Source organism: Desertihabitans brevis, from assembly GCF_003327535.1.
Taxonomy (GTDB): domain Bacteria; phylum Actinomycetota; class Actinomycetes; order Propionibacteriales; family Propionibacteriaceae; genus Desertihabitans; species Desertihabitans brevis.
In genome coordinates this window covers 305324-323367 of sequence record NZ_QOUI01000004.1, presented here as the reverse complement: position 1 = coordinate 323367, position 18044 = coordinate 305324, and the positions used below count along the sequence as shown (strand labels likewise).

Below are 18044 nucleotides of genomic sequence, written 5' to 3'. Positions count from 1 at the left end.
ACGCCTCGCCCATGGCGAGGGTGAACCCGCTGGCCACCCCGGCACCGACCAACAGCCCGAGCCCCACCAACAGCCCGAGCCCCACCAACAGCCCGAGCCCCACCAACAGCCCGAGCCCCACCGAGACCCCCTCGGCGTCCCTCACCCCCGGCCCCACGGTTCCTGGAGACAGCTCGACCGGGGACGCCGGCTCGGACGCCGACGGTCCCTCGGCCCCCGGCAGGGACGGCGGACCGTCCCGCCCGGACGGCTCCGGCGTGAGCGCCGAGGGTGGCCGTCTCCCCGACACCGGTTCGGGCTCGGCAACCCTGGTGGCCGGTGCCGCCGCCGTCCTGCTCGCACTGGGGGCAGCGACCCTCTGGTACAGCCGGCGTCGCGGTGGCGCCCGGACACGCTGACGCCCGGACACGCTGACGCGCTGACGCGCTGACGACCCGTGGGGCTCGGCCGCCGCGGCCCCGGTCATGCCCCGTCGGGGGCACCGGGGCCGCGCAAGGTGGCTCTGCTCAGCCCGGGCACGCCCTGACCACGGGTTGGCCTCCAGCACGGTCGAGGTCGCGCCCCGGGTGCCATGGCGACCTCCACCCAGACGGCCCCGCCCTGGTTCTGCCTCACCTGCGGGGCCGAGCACGCTCTCGGTCCCGTCCCGCTCGAGCACTGCCCGATCTGCCTGGACGACCGGCAGTACGCCCGCCCGAGCGGTCAGCGCTGGGCCTGGCTGGACGAGCCGGCGGCCGGTGACCGCCGGGTGACGGTCGAGGAGTGGAGCCGTCCTCGCCCTGCACGAGCAGGCTGCGCTGGCCGATCCCCGTCCCGGGTCGACCGTGATGCCGTGCCCCCGGCCAACCTGCTCTCGCACCCGGTGGGCTCCCTCGACGCCGAGCTGGTGGACTGGATCCGCGAGCTCGGCGGGGTGGCGGCGATCGCGTCCAGCCACCCGCACATGTTCGGCGCCCCAGGTCGCCTGGTCGCACGCCTCGGGAAGTGTCCCGGTCCACGTCAGCGACCGCGACGCCGAGTTGGGCGCTGAGGACAGCCTCACCAAAGGCACCAGCTGTGCACGAGGGTCCCGCCGCCGCGTCACCTCGTGTGCACGCCGAGGCCACCTCGGGCCCGTGGGATCGACTCGGGTTGTCGCCGGTGACGACCGGCCCCACACCGATCCGAGAGGGCACCATGACCGACTCCCCCACCACGACCAGCCGCCGCAACGTGCTGCTGGGCGGCGGCCTCGCCGCCCTGGCCGCGCTCGGCCCGCTCGAGGCCCTCGGCGCCCGCAGCGCCGGCGCCGCCCCGATGCGCAAGACCTCCGCCAGCGACGTCTACGGCGAGCTGCGGCCCGTCAAGGACGAGACCACCGGCCTGCCGCTGCTGGCGCTGCCGCGCGGGTTCCGCTACATCAGCTACGGCTGGACCGGCGACGAGATGGCCAACGGCAACCCGACCCCGGGGTCGCACGACGGGATGGCCGCCTTCCGTGACGGCCAGCGCCTCAACCTCGTCCGCAACCACGAGCGCAGCGGCTACGCCGGCGCCTTCACCAACCCCGCCTACGACCCGGCCGCGGCCGGTGGCACCACGACGATGACCTTCGACCCGAACGCCGGGGAGTTTCTGGAGACCCGGCCGAGCCTGGGCGGCACCATCCGCAACTGCGCCGGCGGGGAGACCCCCTGGGGCTCCTGGCTGACCTGCGAGGAGACCAGCGAGGTCGGTCCGGACGGCACCCGGCACGGCTACGTCTTCGAGGTGCCCCACGACGGCGTCGGCAACGGCGTCCCGCTCAAGGACATGGGCCGGTTCAGCCACGAGGCGGTCTGCGTCGACCCGGGCACCGGCTACATCTACCTCACCGAGGACGCCACCCCGTCGGGTCTGTACCGCTTCATCCCGAACACCCCGGGGAAGCTGGAGGACGGCGGCCGGCTGCAGATGATGGTGATCGAGAACGGCGGCGTCTCCTACTCCACCTACACCGATCCCACCGGCACCGAGTACCGCACCGACTGGGTCGACATCGACAACCCCGACTACGCCCCCGGCGAGGTGCGTCCGGTGATCCAGGGCCAGCTCAAGGGCGGTGCGGTGTTCCGCCGGCTCGAGGGTGCGTGGTGGGGCAACGACCGGGCCTACATCGTCTCCACCAACGGCGGCCCCGTCGGGCAGGGCCAGGTGTTCGAGTACGACCCGCGCTCGGAGTACATGCGGGTCCTCTACGCCTCCCCCGAGGCCAGCGTGCTCAACAACCCCGACAACATCTGCGTCTCCCCGCGCGGCGGCATCGTGCTGTGCGAGGACGGCGACGGCGAGGAGTTCCTGCACGGGCTGACCACCGACGGCGAGATCTTCCCCTTCGCCAAGAACAACGTCGTCATCCCGGCCGGTGGCATCCAGGGCAAGAGCGTGGCCCCGGGCGACTACACCGGCTCGGAGTGGGCCGGCTCGGTGTTCGAGCCGCGGCACGGCAACTGGCTGTTCGCCAACCTGCAGAGCCCCGGCATCACCTTCGCGATCACCGGCCCGTTCCGCCGCGGCCCGCTCTGATCCTCCTCCTCCGCGTGCGCGGCACGGCGTCGCCGGTCGGGCGGGCGCCCGTGCCGCGCATGCGAGGGGTTGGCGGGTGCGGACCCTGAGATCGTGTCCGCGGACGCCCGGGCGGGCGGCGACACGCCGCGCCACGCCGGTCGTGGCCGTGATGACATACACGAGTCCAGGGACGCGCCCGCGGTCCCGGGTCAGGAGGCCGAGGGCGGGGCGAGGATGTCGGCCAGGTCGTAGCGGACGACCTCCTCGAGCTGGGCGTAGGTGCAGGAGCGGGGGTCGCGGTCGGGGCGCCAGCGGTTGAACTGGGCGGTGTGGCGGAACCGGGCGCCCTCCATGTGCTCGTAGCGCACCTCCACCACCAGCTCGGGCCGCAGCGGGGTGAAGGAGAGGTCCTTGCCGGCGTTCCAGCGGCTGCCGGCCCCGCTGGTCGGGGTGCGGGTCTGCTGCTCGGCCTCGGCCCAGGCCCACGGGTGGTCGTCGAAGGTCGTGACCAGGGGCTGCAGCTCGGTGAACAGCTCCTTGCGGCGGGCCGCGGGGAACGAGCCGATGACGCCGACGCTGGCCAGCTCGCCCTCCTCGGTGTAGAGCCCGAGCAGCAGCGAGCCGATGGCATCCGGGCCGCTCTTGTGGGTGCGGTACCCGGCGACCACGCAGTCGGCGGTGCGCTGGTGCTTGATCTTGAACATCGTCCGCTTGTCGGGCTGGTAGGTGCCGGCCAGCGGCTTGGCGATGATGCCGTCCAGCCCCGCCCCCTCGAACTCGGAGAACCAGCGCCGGGCCAGCTCGGGGTCGCGGGTGGCCGAGGTGACGTGGATCGGCGCCTGGACATCGGCCAGCGCCTCCTCCAGCAGCGCGCGGCGTCGCTCGAACGGCTCCCCGGTGAGGTCGTCGTCGCCGAGGGCGAGCAGGTCGAAGGCGATGAACTTCGCCGGGGTCTCCTGGCTCAGCCGCGTGATCCGGCTGACCGCGGGGTGGACGCGCTGCTGCAGCACCTCGAACTCCAGCCGGTCCCCCACCGCGACCACGATCTCGCCGTCGAGGACCACCCGCTCGGGCAGCTCGCGGGTGATCGCGTCGACCAGCTCGGGGAAGTAGCGGGTCATCGGCCGCTCGTTGCGTGAGCCGATCTCCACCTCCTCGCCGTCGCGGAAGACGATCGAGCGGAACCCGTCCCACTTCGGCTCGTAGCTCATCTCCCCGGTCGGGATCTCCGGTAGGGACTTGGCCAGCATCGGCTTGACCGGCGGCACCACGGGCAGCTGCATGGTCGTCATCCTGCCCGTCCGCCGGGCGTCAGGACAGCACCGCCACCCAGGTCGCGACCAGCAGCACGACCCCGAGACCGATGTCGAGGACGGCGCAGAACTCGGCCAGCGACCGGGTGACCACCCGGTCCCGGCGGTGGTGCACGACGTCCCAGGCCCCGTGCCCGAGCGCGGCCAGCGCCGCCAGGTGGGCCGCCAGCAGCGGACCGACCATCATCGCGGTCAGGGCGATGGCGGTGAAGACGACGAACCCGGCCGCCTGCAGCCCCAGCTCGCGCCGGTCGACCCGCCGCCAGCGCAGCAGCCCGACCAGGGCCAGCAGGGCGGCGCCGACCAGCAGCGCGGCGGTGGCGTCCAGGTCGGTGGTGACGCCGACCGCCACCAGCACCGAGGCGGCGACCGCCAGCACCCAGCCGCTGCGCCGCGAGCCCAGGGCGGCGGCGCCGAGGTAGCAGGTGGCGGCCAGGATGATGACCATCGCGGTGATGTGCGCGTCGGGTCCGTCCGCTGAGCTGCCGGCCAGGGCGAGCAGGCCGACCAGGGTGGGCCAGCGGGCCAGCAGCACGGCGCCGACGGACGTCCTCGGAGAGCTCTCGGCTCGGGTGGTGGTGTCCATGAGGCCAAGACCAGCATGCCCCCCGGGGGTATATCGAGCCGCGGACGGCATCGTGTCCGGATCGGTGGGATGCGCGTCCGCCCCGGTGCGCCGCGAGCCTTGCCGGGCCCCGGGGAGGCGGCCAGACTGAGCCGGGTGTCCCGCACGGTCGTGGTCGCCGTCGACGACGGCGTCCTGCTGCTCGACGTCGCCGGCCCGCTGCAGGTGCTGCACGAGGCCGGGGGCTACCGGCTGCGGCTGGCGTCGGTCACCGGGTCCCCGGTGCGCACCGACGTCGGGTTGCCGCTGCCGGTCGAGCGGGCGCTGGCCGACGTCGCCGGCGAGCTCGACACGCTGATGGTCCCGGGCTATCCGGCCGCCGGGTTCGCCACCGACCGGAGCGCGCTGGTGGCCGGGGTGCGGCGGCTCGCCCCGTCGGCCCGCCGGGTGGTCTCGGTCTGCAGCGGGGCACTGCTGCTGGCCCGGGCCGGCCTGCTCGACGGACGCCGGGCCACCACCCACTGGGAGGCCTGCGCGGCGCTGGCCGAGCACTTCCCGCAGACCACGGTGGTGTCGGATGCGATGTACGTGCGGGACGGCCCGGTGGTCACCTCCGCCGGAGCCAGCGCGGGGATCGACCTGGCGCTGGCGCTGGTCGGTGAGGACCTCGGGGAGGAGCGGGCGCGCGCGGTCGCCCGCCAGCTGGTGGTGTTCCTGCAGCGCCCGGGCGGCCAGGTGCAGTTCCGCCCTCCGGCCGACGACGCGCCCCGGCACCCGCTGCTGCGGCAGGCCTCCGCGCTGGTCCGCGACGACCCGGCCGCCGACCACCGCGCGGCATCGCTGGCCCGGGCGCTGGCGGTCAGCGAGCGCCACCTCGGCCGGCTGTTCCGCCAGGAGCTCGGGGTGACGCCGGCGCGGTTCGTCGAGCAGATCCGGGTGGAGACGGCCCAGCAGCGGCTCGACGGCGCGGACGAGGCGCTGCCGGCGGTGGCCCGGCGGTGCGGGTTCGGCTCGGCCGAGACCATGCGACGGGCGTTCCTGCGGGTGCTCGGCATCCCGCCCTCGGCCTACCGGCACCGCTTCCGGCTGCCCGCCTGAGCGGGCGGCCGGCCTCAGGTCGCCGCGGCCCGCCGCCGCACCGCGAGCTCGACGCCGTCGAGCAGCATCGCCAGCCCGAACCGCATGTCCGCGCCGGGGTCGGGCTCCAGGTCGAAGCCGCCGGCCTCCCAGATCCTCGTCATCGTCGGGAACCGCTCGGCGCTGTAGTAGGTGCCCCAGAAGCTGGCGCGGGACTCCCAGTAGCCGTCGGAGGAGACGCCGGTGGCCGCGGCCTGCCGCGCGTCGACGACCACCGCGCGGGCCGCGCCGAACACGTGTCCCTCCACCGCACCGGCGATCCGCACCACGTCCGGCTCGGGCAGCCCGGTCAGCGCGATCGCGCGGTAGAGGTCCTCCTGGGCGTCCAGCACGTGCGGCCCCAGCGGCAGCCGGGCAGGGTTGGAGCTGACCAGCCAGCCGTGCTGCTGGTACATCTGCCAGGCCTGGTCGGCGATCTGCTCGACCTGGGCCCGCCACGGCAGCGTCGGGTCGGCGCGGCCCCGGTCGGCCCAGGCGCGGTCGATCATCAGCTCGAACAGCTCGTCGCGGCCCGGCACGTAGGTGTAGAGGCTCATCGCGCCGACGCCGAGCGCGGCGGCGACCTTGCGCATCGACAGCCCCTCGATGCCGTCCCGGCCGGCCAGCGCCATGGCGGCCTCGACCACCTGGTCGAGGCTGAGCCGCTGCCGCGGCCCGCGACCGGCCGGGGCGGGCGGGCTCCAGAGCAGCGCGATCATGTGCCGGCCCTCGGGCGTCCCCCAGGAGGCCGCGTCGCCGGCGTCCTCCGCGGCGGCAGGCCCGCCCTCCCGCTGCCCCCCGGAGCTCGCCTCACTGGTCGCCATTGCTTCACCGTACACCGTATGGATAGAATCTCGGTACGCCGTACGAGATAGCCGTGCGGCACCCGGACGAAGGAGCCACGTGACCACCCAGCGCAACGACCGCCGCCCCACCCAGCGAGGTGGGTCGTGATCCACACCGAGGCCCTGACCCGGACCTTCCGGTCGGGCAAGGACACCGTCGAGGCCGTGCGCGGCATCGACCTCGACGTCGCCGAGGGTGAGCTGGTCGCCTTCCTCGGGCCCAACGGCGCCGGAAAGTCGACCACCCTGCGGATGCTCACCAGCCTGCTGCCGCCGACCTCCGGCACCGCCCTGGTGGCCGGCACCGACGTCGTCGCCGACCCGGCCGGGGTCCGCCGGCGGATCGGCTACATCGGCCAGAAGGACGGCGCCGGCCACAGCTACCGGGTCGGCGACGAGCTGGTCATGCAGGGCCGCTTCTACGGGCTGTCCAAGAGCGAGTCCGTCGAGCGCGGACGCCAGCTGATGGCCAGCCTCGACCTGGCCGGGATGGAGAACCGGAAGGTCAGCACCCTCTCCGGCGGGCAGAAGCGGCGCCTGGACATCGCCCTCGGGCTGATCCACGAGCCACCGCTGCTGTTCCTCGACGAGCCCTCCACCGGGATGGACCCCCAGAACCGGGCCAACCTGTGGGAGCACATCCTGCGGCTGCGGGCCGAGCGCGGGACGACCATCGTGCTCACCACCCACTACCTGGAGGAGGCCGACACGATGGCCGAGCGGGTGGTCGTCATCGACCACGGCCGGATCATCGCCGACGACACCGCGGAGGCGCTCAAGGCCGAGCAGGCCGGCGACCACCTCTGGCTCAGCGTCCCGGCCGAGGACGCCGACGCCGCCGTGCAGGTCCTCGCTCGTGCCGGCGAGCAGCTCGAGCGCACGCCGGCCGCCGGCACCGTGGGGCTGCGCTACCGCGTGGCGCACGGCACCGGCACGCTGCCCCGGCTCGTCCTCGCCCTGCACGACCGCGGGGTCACCGTCGCCGAGGCCTCGGTGCGGCGCCCGACCCTGGACGACGTCTTCCTCAACCTCACCGGCCGCAGCCTGCGCGAGGGCGGGCCGGCCCTGACCACCACGACCGAAGGGCAGCCGGCATGACCACCAGCGACCTCGTCCTCCCCACCCGGGGCGGTGCGGCACCGGACCGGCGGACCAGCAGCGTCCTCAGCGACACCGGCAACGTCTGGCTGCGCGAGACGCTGACCATCGTCCGCGACCCGTTCTCGTTGATCTTCTCGCTGCTGCAGCCGTTGATCTTCCTCGGTCTGTTCGGCCCGCTGCTGTCGGGCTTCACCGGCGGGCAGGACCTCGGCGGGGTCTCGCCGCTGCAGTGGTTCCTGCCCGGGGTGGTCGTGATGATCACCATGTTCGGCACCTCGATGACCGGCTCCAACCTGCAGTACGAGATCATGACCGGCGCCTTCGAGCGGATCCTCGCCACCCCGCTGTCGCGGCCGGCGCTGATGATCGGCCGGGCGCTCAAGGAGCTCACCCCGCTGGTGGTGCAGGGCTTGATCATCTGCGCGGTGGCGGCGCCGTTCGGGTTCGTCATCCACCCGCTGGGGATCCTGCTGGGGCTGCTGCTGCTCGGGGTGTTCGGGGTGGGGATCGGCGCGCTGTCGTACTCGCTGGCCATCGCGGCCCGCAAGAACGAGTGGGTGTTCTGGGCGGTGCAGCAGACGCTGCTGTTCCCGCTGCTCATCCTGTCGGGGATGATGCTGCCGCTCGAGGCCGGTCCGGGCTGGATGCGGCTGGCCTCGCAGTTCAACCCGCTCACCTACGTGGTGGAGGCCGAGCGGGCGCTGTTCGCCGGCGTCCTGGCCGACCCGTCGGTGCTGTGGGGTTTCGTCGCCGCCTTCGTCACTGCGGCGATCGGGCTGGTCGTCGGCGTCCGGACGGTCACGAGGTCCATCTTCTGAGGTCCTCCGACGGGCTCAGGACGCTGGGGGACGGCTCGGTCGCGGACGTCACCTCAGCGGGCTGAGCCTGTCGGGGCCCGGGAGCTACGGCAGGATCGAGTCGACGTAGCCGCCGTCGGCGCGGACCGCCCCGCCGGTGGTGGCCGAGGCCAGGTCGGAGCACAGGTAGACCACGGCCGAGGCGATCTCGTCGGGCTCGAGCAGCCGCTGCACCAGCGACTGCGGGCGGTGCTCCAGCACGAACCGGTGCTGGCGCTCCTCCCAGCTGCCATCGGCCCCGACGAGGTCCTCGACGAACTGCTCGACGCCGGGCGTGTGGGTCGGGCCGGCGAGCACCGTGTTGACCGTGACGCCGGTTCCGGCGACCGCCTTGGCGAAGCCGCGGGTCACCCCGAGCAGGGCGGTCTTGGTCACGCCGTAGTGGATCATCTCGGCAGGGACGACCACGGCGGAGTCGCTGGCGATCGTCACCGCGCGTCCCCAGCCCCGCTCGACCATCCGCGGCAGGTGCGCCCGCAGCATCCGGACCGCCGACATCACGTTGACCTGGAAGTAGCGCTCCCAGGTGGCGTCGTCGATCGCGAACGGGTCGGCGGGGCCGAACACGCCGAGGTTGTTGACCAGCACGTCCACCTCCGGCACCTGGCGGAGCGCGCCCTCCGCGCCCTCGCCGGTGGAGAGGTCGGCCACCACCTGCAGCACCTCAGCGCCCGGGGCGGCCGAGGTCACCGCGTCCGCGGCCTCCTCCAGCGCGCCGGCCCGGCGGCCGTTGACGGCGACCCGGGCGCCGGCCCGGGCCAGGGCGGTGGCGATCGCCAACCCGATCCCCTGGCTCGAGCCGGTGACCAGCGCCGTCCGTCCGGAGAGGTCCAGCGCAAGAGCCACGCTCAGACCCGCTCGAGGACGAACAGCGGGATCTCGCGGTCGGTCTTGGTCTGGTACTCCGCGTAGGGCGGGTAGGCCGCCACCGCGCGCTCCCACCACTCGGCCCGCTCAGCCCCCTCGATCCGCCGGGCACGCACCGTCCAGCGCTCGGTGTCGACCATCAGCTCCAGCTCGGGGTGGGCGATGAGGTTGTGGTACCACTGCGGGTGCTCCGGGGCGCCGCCCTTGGAGGCGACGGCCAGGAAGGTGCCGTCGTGCTCGACCCGCATCACCGGGACCTTGCGGATCTTGCCGCTCTTCGCACCCCGGGTGGTCATCAGGACCACGGGGCGGTCCATCACCTGGGCCGCGTTGGTGTCGCCGGCGGCCTCGATCGCCTCGACCTGGTCGCGGACCCACGCCTCGGGGCTGGGCTCGTACTCGTCTGCGCTCATGCCGCCACTCTGCCACGGCCCCCGAGCCCGTCCCGCCCGCGGGTCAGCGCCTCAGAACGGCGGCGCCAGCGGCACCACCGGGTGCGCCGGGACGGGGTCGCTGACCAGCCGCGCCATCGTCCGGACGTCGTGCCGGCGACCGTCGTCGAGGAACTTCTCCCGCTCCAGGCCCTCCGCGACGAACCCGCATGCCTCGGCGACCCGGGCGGAGGCGGGGTTGTCGGTACGGTGGGCCAGCTCCAGCCGGTGCAGCCCGAGCGCCCCGAAGGCCCAGTCGGCCACGGTCGCGGCGGCCGGGACCATCAGCCCGCGGCCGCGCCAGGGGGCGGCCAGCCAGTAGGAGAACCAGGCCGTGCCGTGCCGGCGGTCCAGGTGGCTGACCGCGACCTGCCCGACCGCGCGGCCGCCGACGACCAGCGCCAGGAACACGCCGAACTCGTCGCGCTGCCGGTCCCGGATCCAGCTGCGGGCCAGCACCTGGTCGGTGAGCGGCGGCAGCTGCCGGTCCAGGTCGGGGTGACTGGCCCGGGCCGCCACCAGGTCGGCCGCGTCCTCCAGACGCCACGGTCGCAGCAGCACGTCCATCAGACCCTCCCCCGGGACGTCGGTGCCCACGCCCGTCGGGAGAGGATACTGATCCGGTGGCCAGGCCCCCGCAGCTGTCGCGACCCACCGCCGAGGAGCCGTCGGGGCTGCTGCGCCCGGGCAGCTCGGCCGACGAGCTCGTGCACACCCTGCGCACCCTGGGCGCGACCTCCCGAGCCGAGATCGCCCGCGCCCTGGGTGTGAGCCGCACCCGGGCCGGGCAGCTGGTCGGCGAGCTGGCGCGGATGGGTCTGGTCACCGAGGCACCCCGACCGCCCGAGCAGGACGGTCCGTCCGCTGGTCGTCCCGGGCGTCCGGTCAGGCTGCGGCCGGGCCTCGGGTTCGCCGTCGGCGTGAACATCACCCACGACGACGTGCGCTGCCTGGCCACCGACCTGTCCCACACCATGGTGGCCTCGGCCAGCCGGCCGCTGGGCGACCCGTCCGACGTCGAGGAGGCGACCGACCTGGTCGCCGCGGTGGTCCGCGAGGTGATCGCCGAAGCCGGGCCCCGGCACGGCGAGTGCCTCGGGATCGGGGTGGCGGTGCCGGCCCCGGTCGACCCCGAGACCGGTCGACCGGCACCGTCCAGCTGTCTGGGGCTGTGGGTGGACGCCCCGGTCCGCGAGCTGCTGCAGGAACGGCTCGGGCTACCGGTCTTCCTCGACAACCACGGGAACCTGGCGGTGGTGGCGGAGCTGCTGTGGGGCGTCGGCCGGTTGGTGGACGACTTCATCTGGATCGGGCTGGATGCGAACGTCGGTGGCGGCATCTGCTCCGGCGGCCGACTGGTCCGCGGTCGGGACGGGCTCGCCGGGGAGCTCGGTCATGTCGTGGTCGACCCCGACGGCGAGGTCTGCCGGTGCGGCAGCCAGGGCTGCCTGGAGACGGTGGCCTCCCTGGCCAGCCTGCAGCGGGCCCTGGAGCCTGCGCACGGCCGCCTCGACGCTGCCGCCATCCACCGCCTCATCGCCCAGGGCGATCCCGCCGCGGTCCGGGCGGTGACCAATCTCGGCACCCAGGTCGGGATCGCGCTGACCACCCTGGTCAACGTGCTCAACCCGTCCATCATCGTCGTCGGCGGCTTCCTCGGCCGACCGCTCGGCGCGGTGGTGCTCGAGGCGGTCGGGAGCGAGATCGCCCGTCGGGCGCTGCCGACCACGCGCCGCTCGCTCGACGTCCGCTTCAGCCGGCTGCGACGCCCCGAACCGCTGGGCGCGGCGGCCCTGGTGCTCACCGACCGCACCCGCAGCCTGCGCCTGGACCGTCACGGCCGGCCGTTCTGGACCAGCGCACCCGTCGTCCGGCCCGGGAGCGGCGGCTCGGCGATGGGGCCGTGAAGCAGCGGGTCCCCGGTGGCCCGCTGCCATCGCTCCAGCGCGGCGCCGAGCCGTGACCTGATCATCGCGTACGCCGGGTCGGAGGCGAGGTTGCACTGCTCGTCAGGGTCGGACTCGAGGTCGTACAGCTCCTCGGCGTCGCGAGGACGCAGGTGCTCCTCGCCCATGCCACGCCGGGTCGGGCTGGCTTCGATGTCGGTCGGCAGCACCAGGCGCGGACGGGGCTCGTAGCTGCGGATGTACTTGAAGCCGAGGGCACGCACGCACCGCATCGGGTCGTAACCGCGGTGCGAGGTCTTCTCGGCGTAGACCACCTCCGCCGGCACCATCGGCTCCCCCCGCAGCAGCGGCGCGAAGCTGCGTCCCTGCACCCGGCTCGGCACCGCCAGCCCGGCCAGCTCCAGCACGGTGGGCACGAAGTCGACCAGGCTCACCGCCCGCTCCACCACCCCGCCGGCCGATCGGGAGCGGCGCGGCGGCCGGACCAGCAGCGCGACGCGGAGACCCGGGTCGTACAGCGTGCCCTTCGCCCTCGGGAATGCCGGCCCGTGGTCGGTGGTGAACACCACCCAGGTGCTGTCGGCGTGCGGGCTGCGGTCGAGGGCGTCGAGGACGGCGCCGACCGCGGCATCGGCGACCTTGACCGAGCCGTGGAAGGCGGCCAGGTCCTCCCGCGTGCCGGGGTGGTCGGGCAGGTACGCCGGCACCGCGGCCGGCTCGTCCTCCAGCGGTGGGTGGGTGAAGGGCCGGTGGGCCTCGGTGAGACCGACGGTGAGCAGGAACGGCTCCCGGCGCGGGACGGCCAGCCAGGCCGACGCCCGGGCAGCCACCTCGTCGGCGCCCAGCTTCGGCTCGGGCGAGTCCACCTCGTCGAAGCCGAGGGTGGTCGCGTCGGCGCTCTCGTGCTGCAGACCGACCAGCGCGCTGCGGTACCCGGCGGGCCGGAGCAGGTCCGGCAGCGTGCGCTCGTCGGGGTGGTACTCCCAGCCGAGGTGGGCCAGGCCCATCAGACCGTTGGCGTGCGGATACCGGCCGGTGAACAGCGAGCCGCGGGACGGGCTGCACTGCGGCGCCGTGCAGAACGCGTTGTCGAACCGCCAGGCCGTGGCCGCGAGGGCATCCAGGGACGGACTCTGCACACCCGGACGCCCGTAGGCGCCGAGCTCGGTGCCCAGGTCGTGGCAGTGGACGAGCAGGAAGTTGGGGCGGTCGGGCTGCATCGGCGCTGTCCTCTCCGGCGACGCCCGGGACCGGCGCCGCGCTCCGAGCGACACTGGCACCGCCGGACGGCCGTGGTCGAGATGTTGACAAACGCCCGTCCGCGGCAGGCGACTTCGACAAGCCGCCCGACCGGGCGCTCCCGCGGTGCTTCCCTCTGAGCAGCCGGCCGACGGCTGGGCGACGGCGCCCACCGGGGCCCGGAGAGAGAGGAACGCGATGACGCAGCTGTCACCGACCCGACGAGGTTTCCTCAGCCTGCTGGGGGCCGCCGGGGCGGCCGGCGCCCTCACCGCCTGCTCAGGTGGCGGGCAGGGCGGAGGGCCGACCGAGATCCGCTTCGCCTACTGGGGCAACGACACCCGCCAGCGGCTGACCGAGCAGGCGGTCGAGGTCTTCCACTCCCGGCATCCCGACATCCGGGTGAAGGCCGAGCTCGGTCAGTTCCAGGGCTACTTCGACAAGCTCGCCACCCAGACCGCGGCCAACGACATGCCCGACGTCTTCCAGATGAACGAGAAGTACCTGGCCGAGTACGCCCAGCGCGGCGCGCTGCTCGACCTCAGCGAGCTCGACACCACACGCTTCTCACCGGGGACGAAGGAAGCCGGGATGAGCGAGGGGGCGCTGTACGGGGTGAACGCGGGGGTCAACGCGCCGACGATGATGACGAACCCGCGGGTGTTCGAGGAAGCCGGGGTCGAGCTGCCCGACGACACCACCTGGACCTGGGACGACCTCCGCGCCACCAGTGCCGCGATCACCGAGGCCACCGGTGGGACCAGGCACGGGCTCGGGTCGATGGCGGGCAACGACGCGGCCTTCCACGTCTACCTCCGTCAGCGCGGCGCCTCGCTCTACACCGACCGGGCAGTGGGATTCCCGGTGGAGCTGCTGGAGAGCTGGTTCGCCGACAACCTCCGGCTGCAGGACGAGGGCTGCGTCCCCCCGGCGGCGGCAGCGAACGAGAACGGCGCGAAGTCGATCGACGAGCAGGCCTTCGCCAACGGTGGCTACGCGGTCGCCGCGGACTACTCCAACCTCGTCACCCAGCTCGAGGACATCTCCGGTGAGGACCTGCGGCTGCTGCGCTACCCCTCCACGACGGGACGGGCCGCCGAGGGTGGGCTGTGGCTGCGCGCCTCCATGTTCTGGAGCGCCTCGGCGCGGACCCGCCAGAGCGCGGCGGTGCTCACCTTCATCGACTTCCTGGCCAACTCGACGGCCTGCGGGGAGGTGCTGCTGGCCGAGCGGGGGCTGCCGGCGAACGCCGACGTCCTCGCCCACGTCGCCGACCGGCTGACCGCGTCGGACCTCAAGGCGGTGGCCTACCTGGAGGCCATCGAGCCCGAGCTCGGCCCGACGCCGCCGCTGCAGCCGGTCGGCGGTGGCGAGTTCCCGAACGTGCTGTCCCGTTACGCCGACGAGGTGATGTTCGGGCGGATGCCGCCGGCCGCCGCCGCCACCCAGCTGGTGGCCGAGATCGAGGCGTCGCTGGCCGGGTGAGTCCCCCCGCGACGGGGATCCACCACTAGGGTGGGCACCCCCGGCCCCGGCGTCCGGCTCGGGCGGGAGCACCTCCTGAGGGGGCTCGATGAAGGCGTTCGTCCGCGTGCTGCAGGACCTGGTCCTGCTGGTGGCCCGGCTGGTGCTCGGCGGTGTCTCGCTGCTGCACGGCTGGTACCGCTGGCAGACCGTCGGCGTGGAGGGCCAGACCCAGCAGTTCGCCACCGCCGGCGTCCCCGCGCCGGAGGTCTTCGCCTGGGGCGTCACCATGGTGGAGCTGATCGGCGGCGCGCTGCTGGTCTTCGGCCTGCTGACGCCGCTGCTCGGCCTCGTCTTCGCCGCGCAGGCGGTGCTCAGCGTGGTGTGGGTGACCGGCCCGAACGGGCCGTGGGTCGCCGACGGCGGCTTCGAGTACGTGGCCGTGATGGGGGCGCTCGCCCTGGTGCTGGCCGGTTTCGGGGCCGGACGCGCCTCGATCGACGCCTTGTTCCGGCGCCCGCCGGCCGAGGACGAGTCCGACGAGCTGCGCTACGACGACACCCGCCAGGGCTGAGCGCTCACAGCGCCCGCACAGGAGGCGCACAGCCGTCCGGCAGCCGCCGGTGCCAGACTCGACCCATGTCCACCGACCAGCGACCCGCGCCCCTGACCCGTCCCGACGGCACCCCGGTGCGCGTGCTCGCGGTGGACGACGAGCCCAGCCTGACCGAGCTGCTGTCGATGGCGATGCGCTACGAGGGCTGGGAGGTGACCACCGCCGCCAGCGGGACGGCCGCCGTCGCCGCCGCGCGGGAGGTGCGCCCCGACGTCATGGTGCTGGACATGATGCTGCCCGACTTCGACGGGCTGGAGGTGATGCGCCGGGTCCGCGCCGAGCAGCCGGAGGTGCCGGTCATCTTCCTCACCGCCAAGGACGCGGTGGCGGACCGGATCGGCGGGCTCACCGCCGGCGGTGACGACTACGTCACCAAGCCGTTCTCGCTGGAGGAGCTGATCGCCCGGCTGCGGGGGCTGCTGCGACGCTCCGGCGCGAGCCAGGTCCGGGCCGCCTCGGCGCTGGTGGTGGGCGACCTGGTGCTGGACGAGGACAGCCACGAGGTGACCCGGGGCGGGGAGGAGATCACCCTCACCGCGACCGAGTTCGAGCTGCTGCGCTACCTGATGCGCAACCCGCGCCGGGTGCTCAGCAAGGCCCAGATCCTCGACCGGGTGTGGAGCTACGACTTCGGCGGGCAGGCCAACGTGGTCGAGCTCTACATCTCCTACCTGCGCAAGAAGATCGACGCCGGGCGGGCGCCGATGATCCACACCATGCGCGGCGCGGGCTACGTGCTGCGCCCGGCCGGATGAGCAGCTCCGCACCGCCGCCGGACCGCCTGCCCCCGGCGTCCGCGCCCGCGCCCGGCGGACGTCCTGCTCCCCCGCCGGCGCCCATGCCGTCACCCGGCCCCGTCGACCGGTGGATCGGTGGCCGGGGCAGCCTGCAGCGCGAGCTGCTGCTGCGCACCCTGGCGGTGCTCGCGGTGACCGCGGTGCTGCTGTCCAGCCTGGCGACGGCGCTGACCCGGCAGCTGGTGGTGGGCCAGATCGACCAGGAGCTGGCCGCCACCCGCGAGCGCACCACGCGCGGTCAGAGCGCCGACGGCACGCCCGGGCTCTACCCGAAGGGGGTCGACCTGCCGGGCCAGCAGATCGGGACGGTGGTGCTCGTCTTCGACGGTCAGCGCGGACGGGCCGGCGTGCAGACCGAGGGGGGTCCGACGCTGCCGCCGGAGAAGGCGATCAGCGCCCTCATCGGCGTCCCGGACGACGGGCGCAAGCGGTCGGTCACGCTGCCCGGGCTCGGGCACTACCGGGTGCTCGGCTTCGCCCACGCCGGCAACCTGGTGGTGGTCGGGCTGCCGCTGGCCGGGGTGGACGCCATCCTCTACCGGCTGCTGGTCGGCGAGGTGGTGCTGACCCTGCTCGCGCTGCTCGGCGGGGCGGTCGGCGTCCGGCTGGTGGTGGAGCGCGGGCTGCGACCGCTCAACCGGCTGGCCGGCACCGCGCAGAGCGTCTCGGCGCTGCCGCTGGGCAGCGGTGAGGTGGAGCTGGCCGTCCGGGTGCCCGAGGCCGACGCCGACCCGCGCAGCGAGGTCGGCCGGGTCGGGGTGGCGTTCAACCGGATGCTGGCCCACGTCGGCGGGGCGCTGGTCGCGCGGCAGGCCTCGGAGACCAAGCTGCGCCGCTTCGTCGCCGACGCCTCGCACGAGCTGCGCAACCCGCTGGCCGCGATCTCCGGCTACGCCGAGCTGACCCGCCGGCGTGGGGAGGAGCTGCCCGAGGACGCCCGCTTCGCGGTCGGGCGGATCGAGTCCGAGGCCGGCCGGATGCACCGGCTGGTGGAGGACCTGCTGCTGCTGGCGCGGCTGGACACCGGCCGGGCGCCCGAGCTGGAGCGGGTGGACGTCAGCGCGCTGGTGGTGGACGCCGTGAGCGACGCCCGGGTGGCCGGGCAGGACCACCACTGGCGCCTCGAGCTGGCCGAGCGGGCCGTCGAAGTGCGGGCCGACCGGTTCCAGCTGCAGCAGGTGCTGGTCAACCTGCTGGCCAACGCCCGCACCCACACCCCGCCCGGCACCACGGTCACCACCGCGGTGCGGGTCGAGGGGTCAGACACGGGTGGGACGGCCGTGGTGACCGTGGCCGACGACGGTCCGGGGATCCCCGCCGAGACGTTGCCGCGGGTGTTCGAGCGCTTCACCCGGGCCGACTCCGCCCGGGCCCGGCTCGGGGCGGCCGGGGAGCGTCCGTCGGGCACCGGGCTGGGGCTGGCGATCGTCGCCGCGGTGGTCGAGGCGCACCGGGGCCGGGTGCACGTGCACAGCGTGCCGGGCTCGACCACCTTCACCGTCCGGCTGCCGCTGGCCGGCGCGCCGGAGCAGGAAGCGTCCGAGGGCTCCTGAAGCCCGATCGGTGAAGTGGCGGTCCGCTGATCATCGTCTCGATCATCGAGAAGCGGACGTCTCAGGTGCCGGACCCGGCGTTGCCGGTGGTGGGCCGATCTCGGTAGGCAGGAGGGACGACGTCCTCGAGCGATCATGATCGACTTCCCGGCCGTCCGGCGTCCTCCCCTGGTCGCGGGGGGCCGAGGCGCCGGTCTGGCCGCGACCTACCCCCAAGGAGAAGTCGATCATGAAGAAGACCCTTGCGGCCTCCGCCGCCGTGCTGACCGCGGTCGGCGCCAGCCTGCTCACCGCGCCGCCCGCGGCCGCCGACGAGTGCGTAGGCGGCAGCTCGTCCGGCCGCTGCGTGAAGGTGCTCAGCACCAGCGTCCAGACCGAGGTGGTCGAGTCGACCGTCCTGGCCAACGACTCCGGCATCAGCGGCAGCTTCACCTGCGGTTTCAGCCAGACCATCACCCGTAGCGTCGAGCAGAGCGCCTCGGCCGAGATGAGCGTCTCGGCCCAGGTGGCCGCGGTTGGCGCCTCGGCCTCGGTGGGTGTGAGCGAGTCGGTGAGCCAGTCCGCCAGCAGCGCGAGCAGCGTCGCCGGCACCGTGACCCTGGCGCCCGGCGAGTCCGTCACGTGCCAGCGCACCTACGGCTCGGTGCGCTCGGTCCTGCAGGAGTACACCTACAGCGGGACCGGCACCAACGACGGTCCGCAGTACGTCGTCGTGGTGCCCTCCAGCCTCGGCGTGCGGATCGTCTGAGCCGCGACGGCGCACCGGCGGGCTCGGGCGGTGGCGCCCGGTCCGTCGGTGCAGCACCGCCGCGTCTCGCGAACTACCGGTGCGCCGACGCCGATGACA

General features: G+C 74.0%; 19 protein-coding genes. 12 read left to right on the top strand and 7 right to left on the bottom strand.

Annotated features, from left to right (window positions below; genetic code table 11):
• Positions 1-11: 11 nt before the first annotated feature.
• The 3 genes from DT076_RS20450 to DT076_RS08850 all read left to right on the top strand — a co-directional run bounded on the left by DT076_RS20450 (position 12) and on the right by DT076_RS08850 (position 2544).
• On the top strand, positions 12-398 hold the full coding sequence (locus DT076_RS20450; RefSeq protein WP_407642713.1) for an LAETG motif-containing sortase-dependent surface protein: 387 nt from the start codon (positions 12-14) through the stop codon (positions 396-398).
• Positions 399-571: 173 nt separating this feature from the next.
• The gene (locus DT076_RS08855) at positions 572-1030 is read left to right on the top strand and encodes a hypothetical protein (RefSeq protein WP_114126276.1); all 459 of its coding nucleotides are present in this window, start codon (positions 572-574) and stop codon (positions 1028-1030) included.
• A 146-nt stretch (positions 1031-1176) separates the two neighbouring features.
• Positions 1177-2544: an alkaline phosphatase PhoX gene (locus DT076_RS08850; RefSeq protein WP_114126275.1), complete on the top strand. Its 1368-nt coding sequence runs from the start codon at positions 1177-1179 to the stop codon at positions 2542-2544.
• Between the two features lie 191 nt (positions 2545-2735).
• On the opposite strand, the gene DT076_RS08845 is transcribed toward DT076_RS08850, so the two are convergent.
• Together DT076_RS08845 and DT076_RS08840 are read right to left on the bottom strand one after the other, a co-directional pair.
• A complete protein-coding gene (locus DT076_RS08845) occupies positions 2736-3809 on the bottom strand; it encodes an ATP-dependent DNA ligase (protein ID WP_114126274.1) in 1074 nt (357 codons plus the stop codon).
• A 28-nt stretch (positions 3810-3837) separates the two neighbouring features.
• Positions 3838-4425: a hypothetical protein gene (locus DT076_RS08840; protein WP_114126273.1), complete on the bottom strand. Its 588-nt coding sequence runs from the start codon at positions 4423-4425 to the stop codon at positions 3838-3840.
• A 135-nt stretch (positions 4426-4560) separates the two neighbouring features.
• Between DT076_RS08840 and DT076_RS08835 the strand changes: the two genes are divergently transcribed.
• On the top strand, positions 4561-5502 hold the full coding sequence (locus DT076_RS08835; RefSeq protein WP_199539061.1) for a GlxA family transcriptional regulator: 942 nt from the start codon (positions 4561-4563) through the stop codon (positions 5500-5502).
• A 14-nt stretch (positions 5503-5516) separates the two neighbouring features.
• Here DT076_RS08835 and DT076_RS08830 read toward each other — a convergent pair whose 3' ends face one another.
• Complete coding sequence (locus tag DT076_RS08830) at positions 5517-6344, bottom strand: TetR/AcrR family transcriptional regulator (RefSeq protein ID WP_199539060.1); 828 nt, start codon at positions 6342-6344, stop codon at positions 5517-5519.
• Positions 6345-6470: 126 nt separating this feature from the next.
• On the opposite strand from DT076_RS08830, the gene DT076_RS08825 reads away from it, so the two are divergent.
• Together DT076_RS08825 and DT076_RS08820 are read left to right on the top strand one after the other, a co-directional pair.
• Positions 6471-7463, top strand: a complete 993-nt coding sequence (locus DT076_RS08825; RefSeq protein WP_114126271.1) for an ABC transporter ATP-binding protein — start codon at positions 6471-6473, stop codon at positions 7461-7463.
• Complete coding sequence (locus DT076_RS08820; RefSeq protein ID WP_114126270.1) at positions 7460-8284, top strand: ABC transporter permease; 825 nt, start codon at positions 7460-7462, stop codon at positions 8282-8284. Before DT076_RS08825 ends, DT076_RS08820 begins: the two co-directional genes overlap by 4 nt.
• A gap of 84 nt (positions 8285-8368) precedes the next feature.
• Here DT076_RS08820 and DT076_RS08815 read toward each other — a convergent pair whose 3' ends face one another.
• From DT076_RS08815 to DT076_RS08805, 3 genes are read right to left on the bottom strand one after another with little or no spacing between them, the layout of a single operon-like run.
• Entirely contained in the window at positions 8369-9169 is an 801-nt protein-coding gene (locus tag DT076_RS08815; protein ID WP_114126269.1) for an SDR family NAD(P)-dependent oxidoreductase, read from the bottom strand.
• Between the two features lie 2 nt (positions 9170-9171).
• On the bottom strand, positions 9172-9603 hold the full coding sequence (locus DT076_RS08810; protein ID WP_114126268.1) for a nitroreductase family deazaflavin-dependent oxidoreductase: 432 nt from the start codon (positions 9601-9603) through the stop codon (positions 9172-9174).
• A 51-nt stretch (positions 9604-9654) separates the two neighbouring features.
• Complete coding sequence (locus DT076_RS08805) at positions 9655-10218, bottom strand: GNAT family N-acetyltransferase (protein ID WP_199539059.1); 564 nt, start codon at positions 10216-10218, stop codon at positions 9655-9657.
• 26 nt (positions 10219-10244) lie between these two features.
• Here DT076_RS08805 and DT076_RS08800 point away from each other — a divergent pair, with 26 nt between their 5' ends.
• Positions 10245-11528: an ROK family transcriptional regulator gene (locus tag DT076_RS08800; protein WP_114126267.1), complete on the top strand. Its 1284-nt coding sequence runs from the start codon at positions 10245-10247 to the stop codon at positions 11526-11528.
• On the opposite strand, the gene DT076_RS08795 is transcribed toward DT076_RS08800, so the two are convergent.
• Positions 11456-12748: a sulfatase family protein gene (locus DT076_RS08795; protein ID WP_114126266.1), complete on the bottom strand. Its 1293-nt coding sequence runs from the start codon at positions 12746-12748 to the stop codon at positions 11456-11458. The two genes, DT076_RS08800 and DT076_RS08795, sit on opposite strands and share 73 nt — an antisense overlap.
• A 217-nt stretch (positions 12749-12965) precedes the next feature.
• Here DT076_RS08795 and DT076_RS08790 point away from each other — a divergent pair, with 217 nt between their 5' ends.
• The 5 genes from DT076_RS08790 to DT076_RS08770 all read left to right on the top strand — a co-directional run bounded on the left by DT076_RS08790 (position 12966) and on the right by DT076_RS08770 (position 17945).
• Complete coding sequence (locus DT076_RS08790) at positions 12966-14252, top strand: ABC transporter substrate-binding protein (RefSeq protein ID WP_114126265.1); 1287 nt, start codon at positions 12966-12968, stop codon at positions 14250-14252.
• A gap of 88 nt (positions 14253-14340) precedes the next feature.
• Entirely contained in the window at positions 14341-14805 is a 465-nt protein-coding gene (locus DT076_RS08785; protein ID WP_114126264.1) for a DoxX family protein, read from the top strand.
• A gap of 65 nt (positions 14806-14870) precedes the next feature.
• Complete coding sequence (locus DT076_RS08780; protein WP_114126263.1) at positions 14871-15602, top strand: response regulator transcription factor; 732 nt, start codon at positions 14871-14873, stop codon at positions 15600-15602.
• Between the two features lie 83 nt (positions 15603-15685).
• Positions 15686-17197, top strand: a complete 1512-nt coding sequence (locus DT076_RS08775; protein ID WP_114126262.1) for a sensor histidine kinase — start codon at positions 15686-15688, stop codon at positions 17195-17197.
• Between the two features lie 229 nt (positions 17198-17426).
• On the top strand, positions 17427-17945 hold the full coding sequence (locus tag DT076_RS08770) for a hypothetical protein (RefSeq protein WP_114126261.1): 519 nt from the start codon (positions 17427-17429) through the stop codon (positions 17943-17945).
• Positions 17946-18044: the final 99 nt, after the last annotated feature.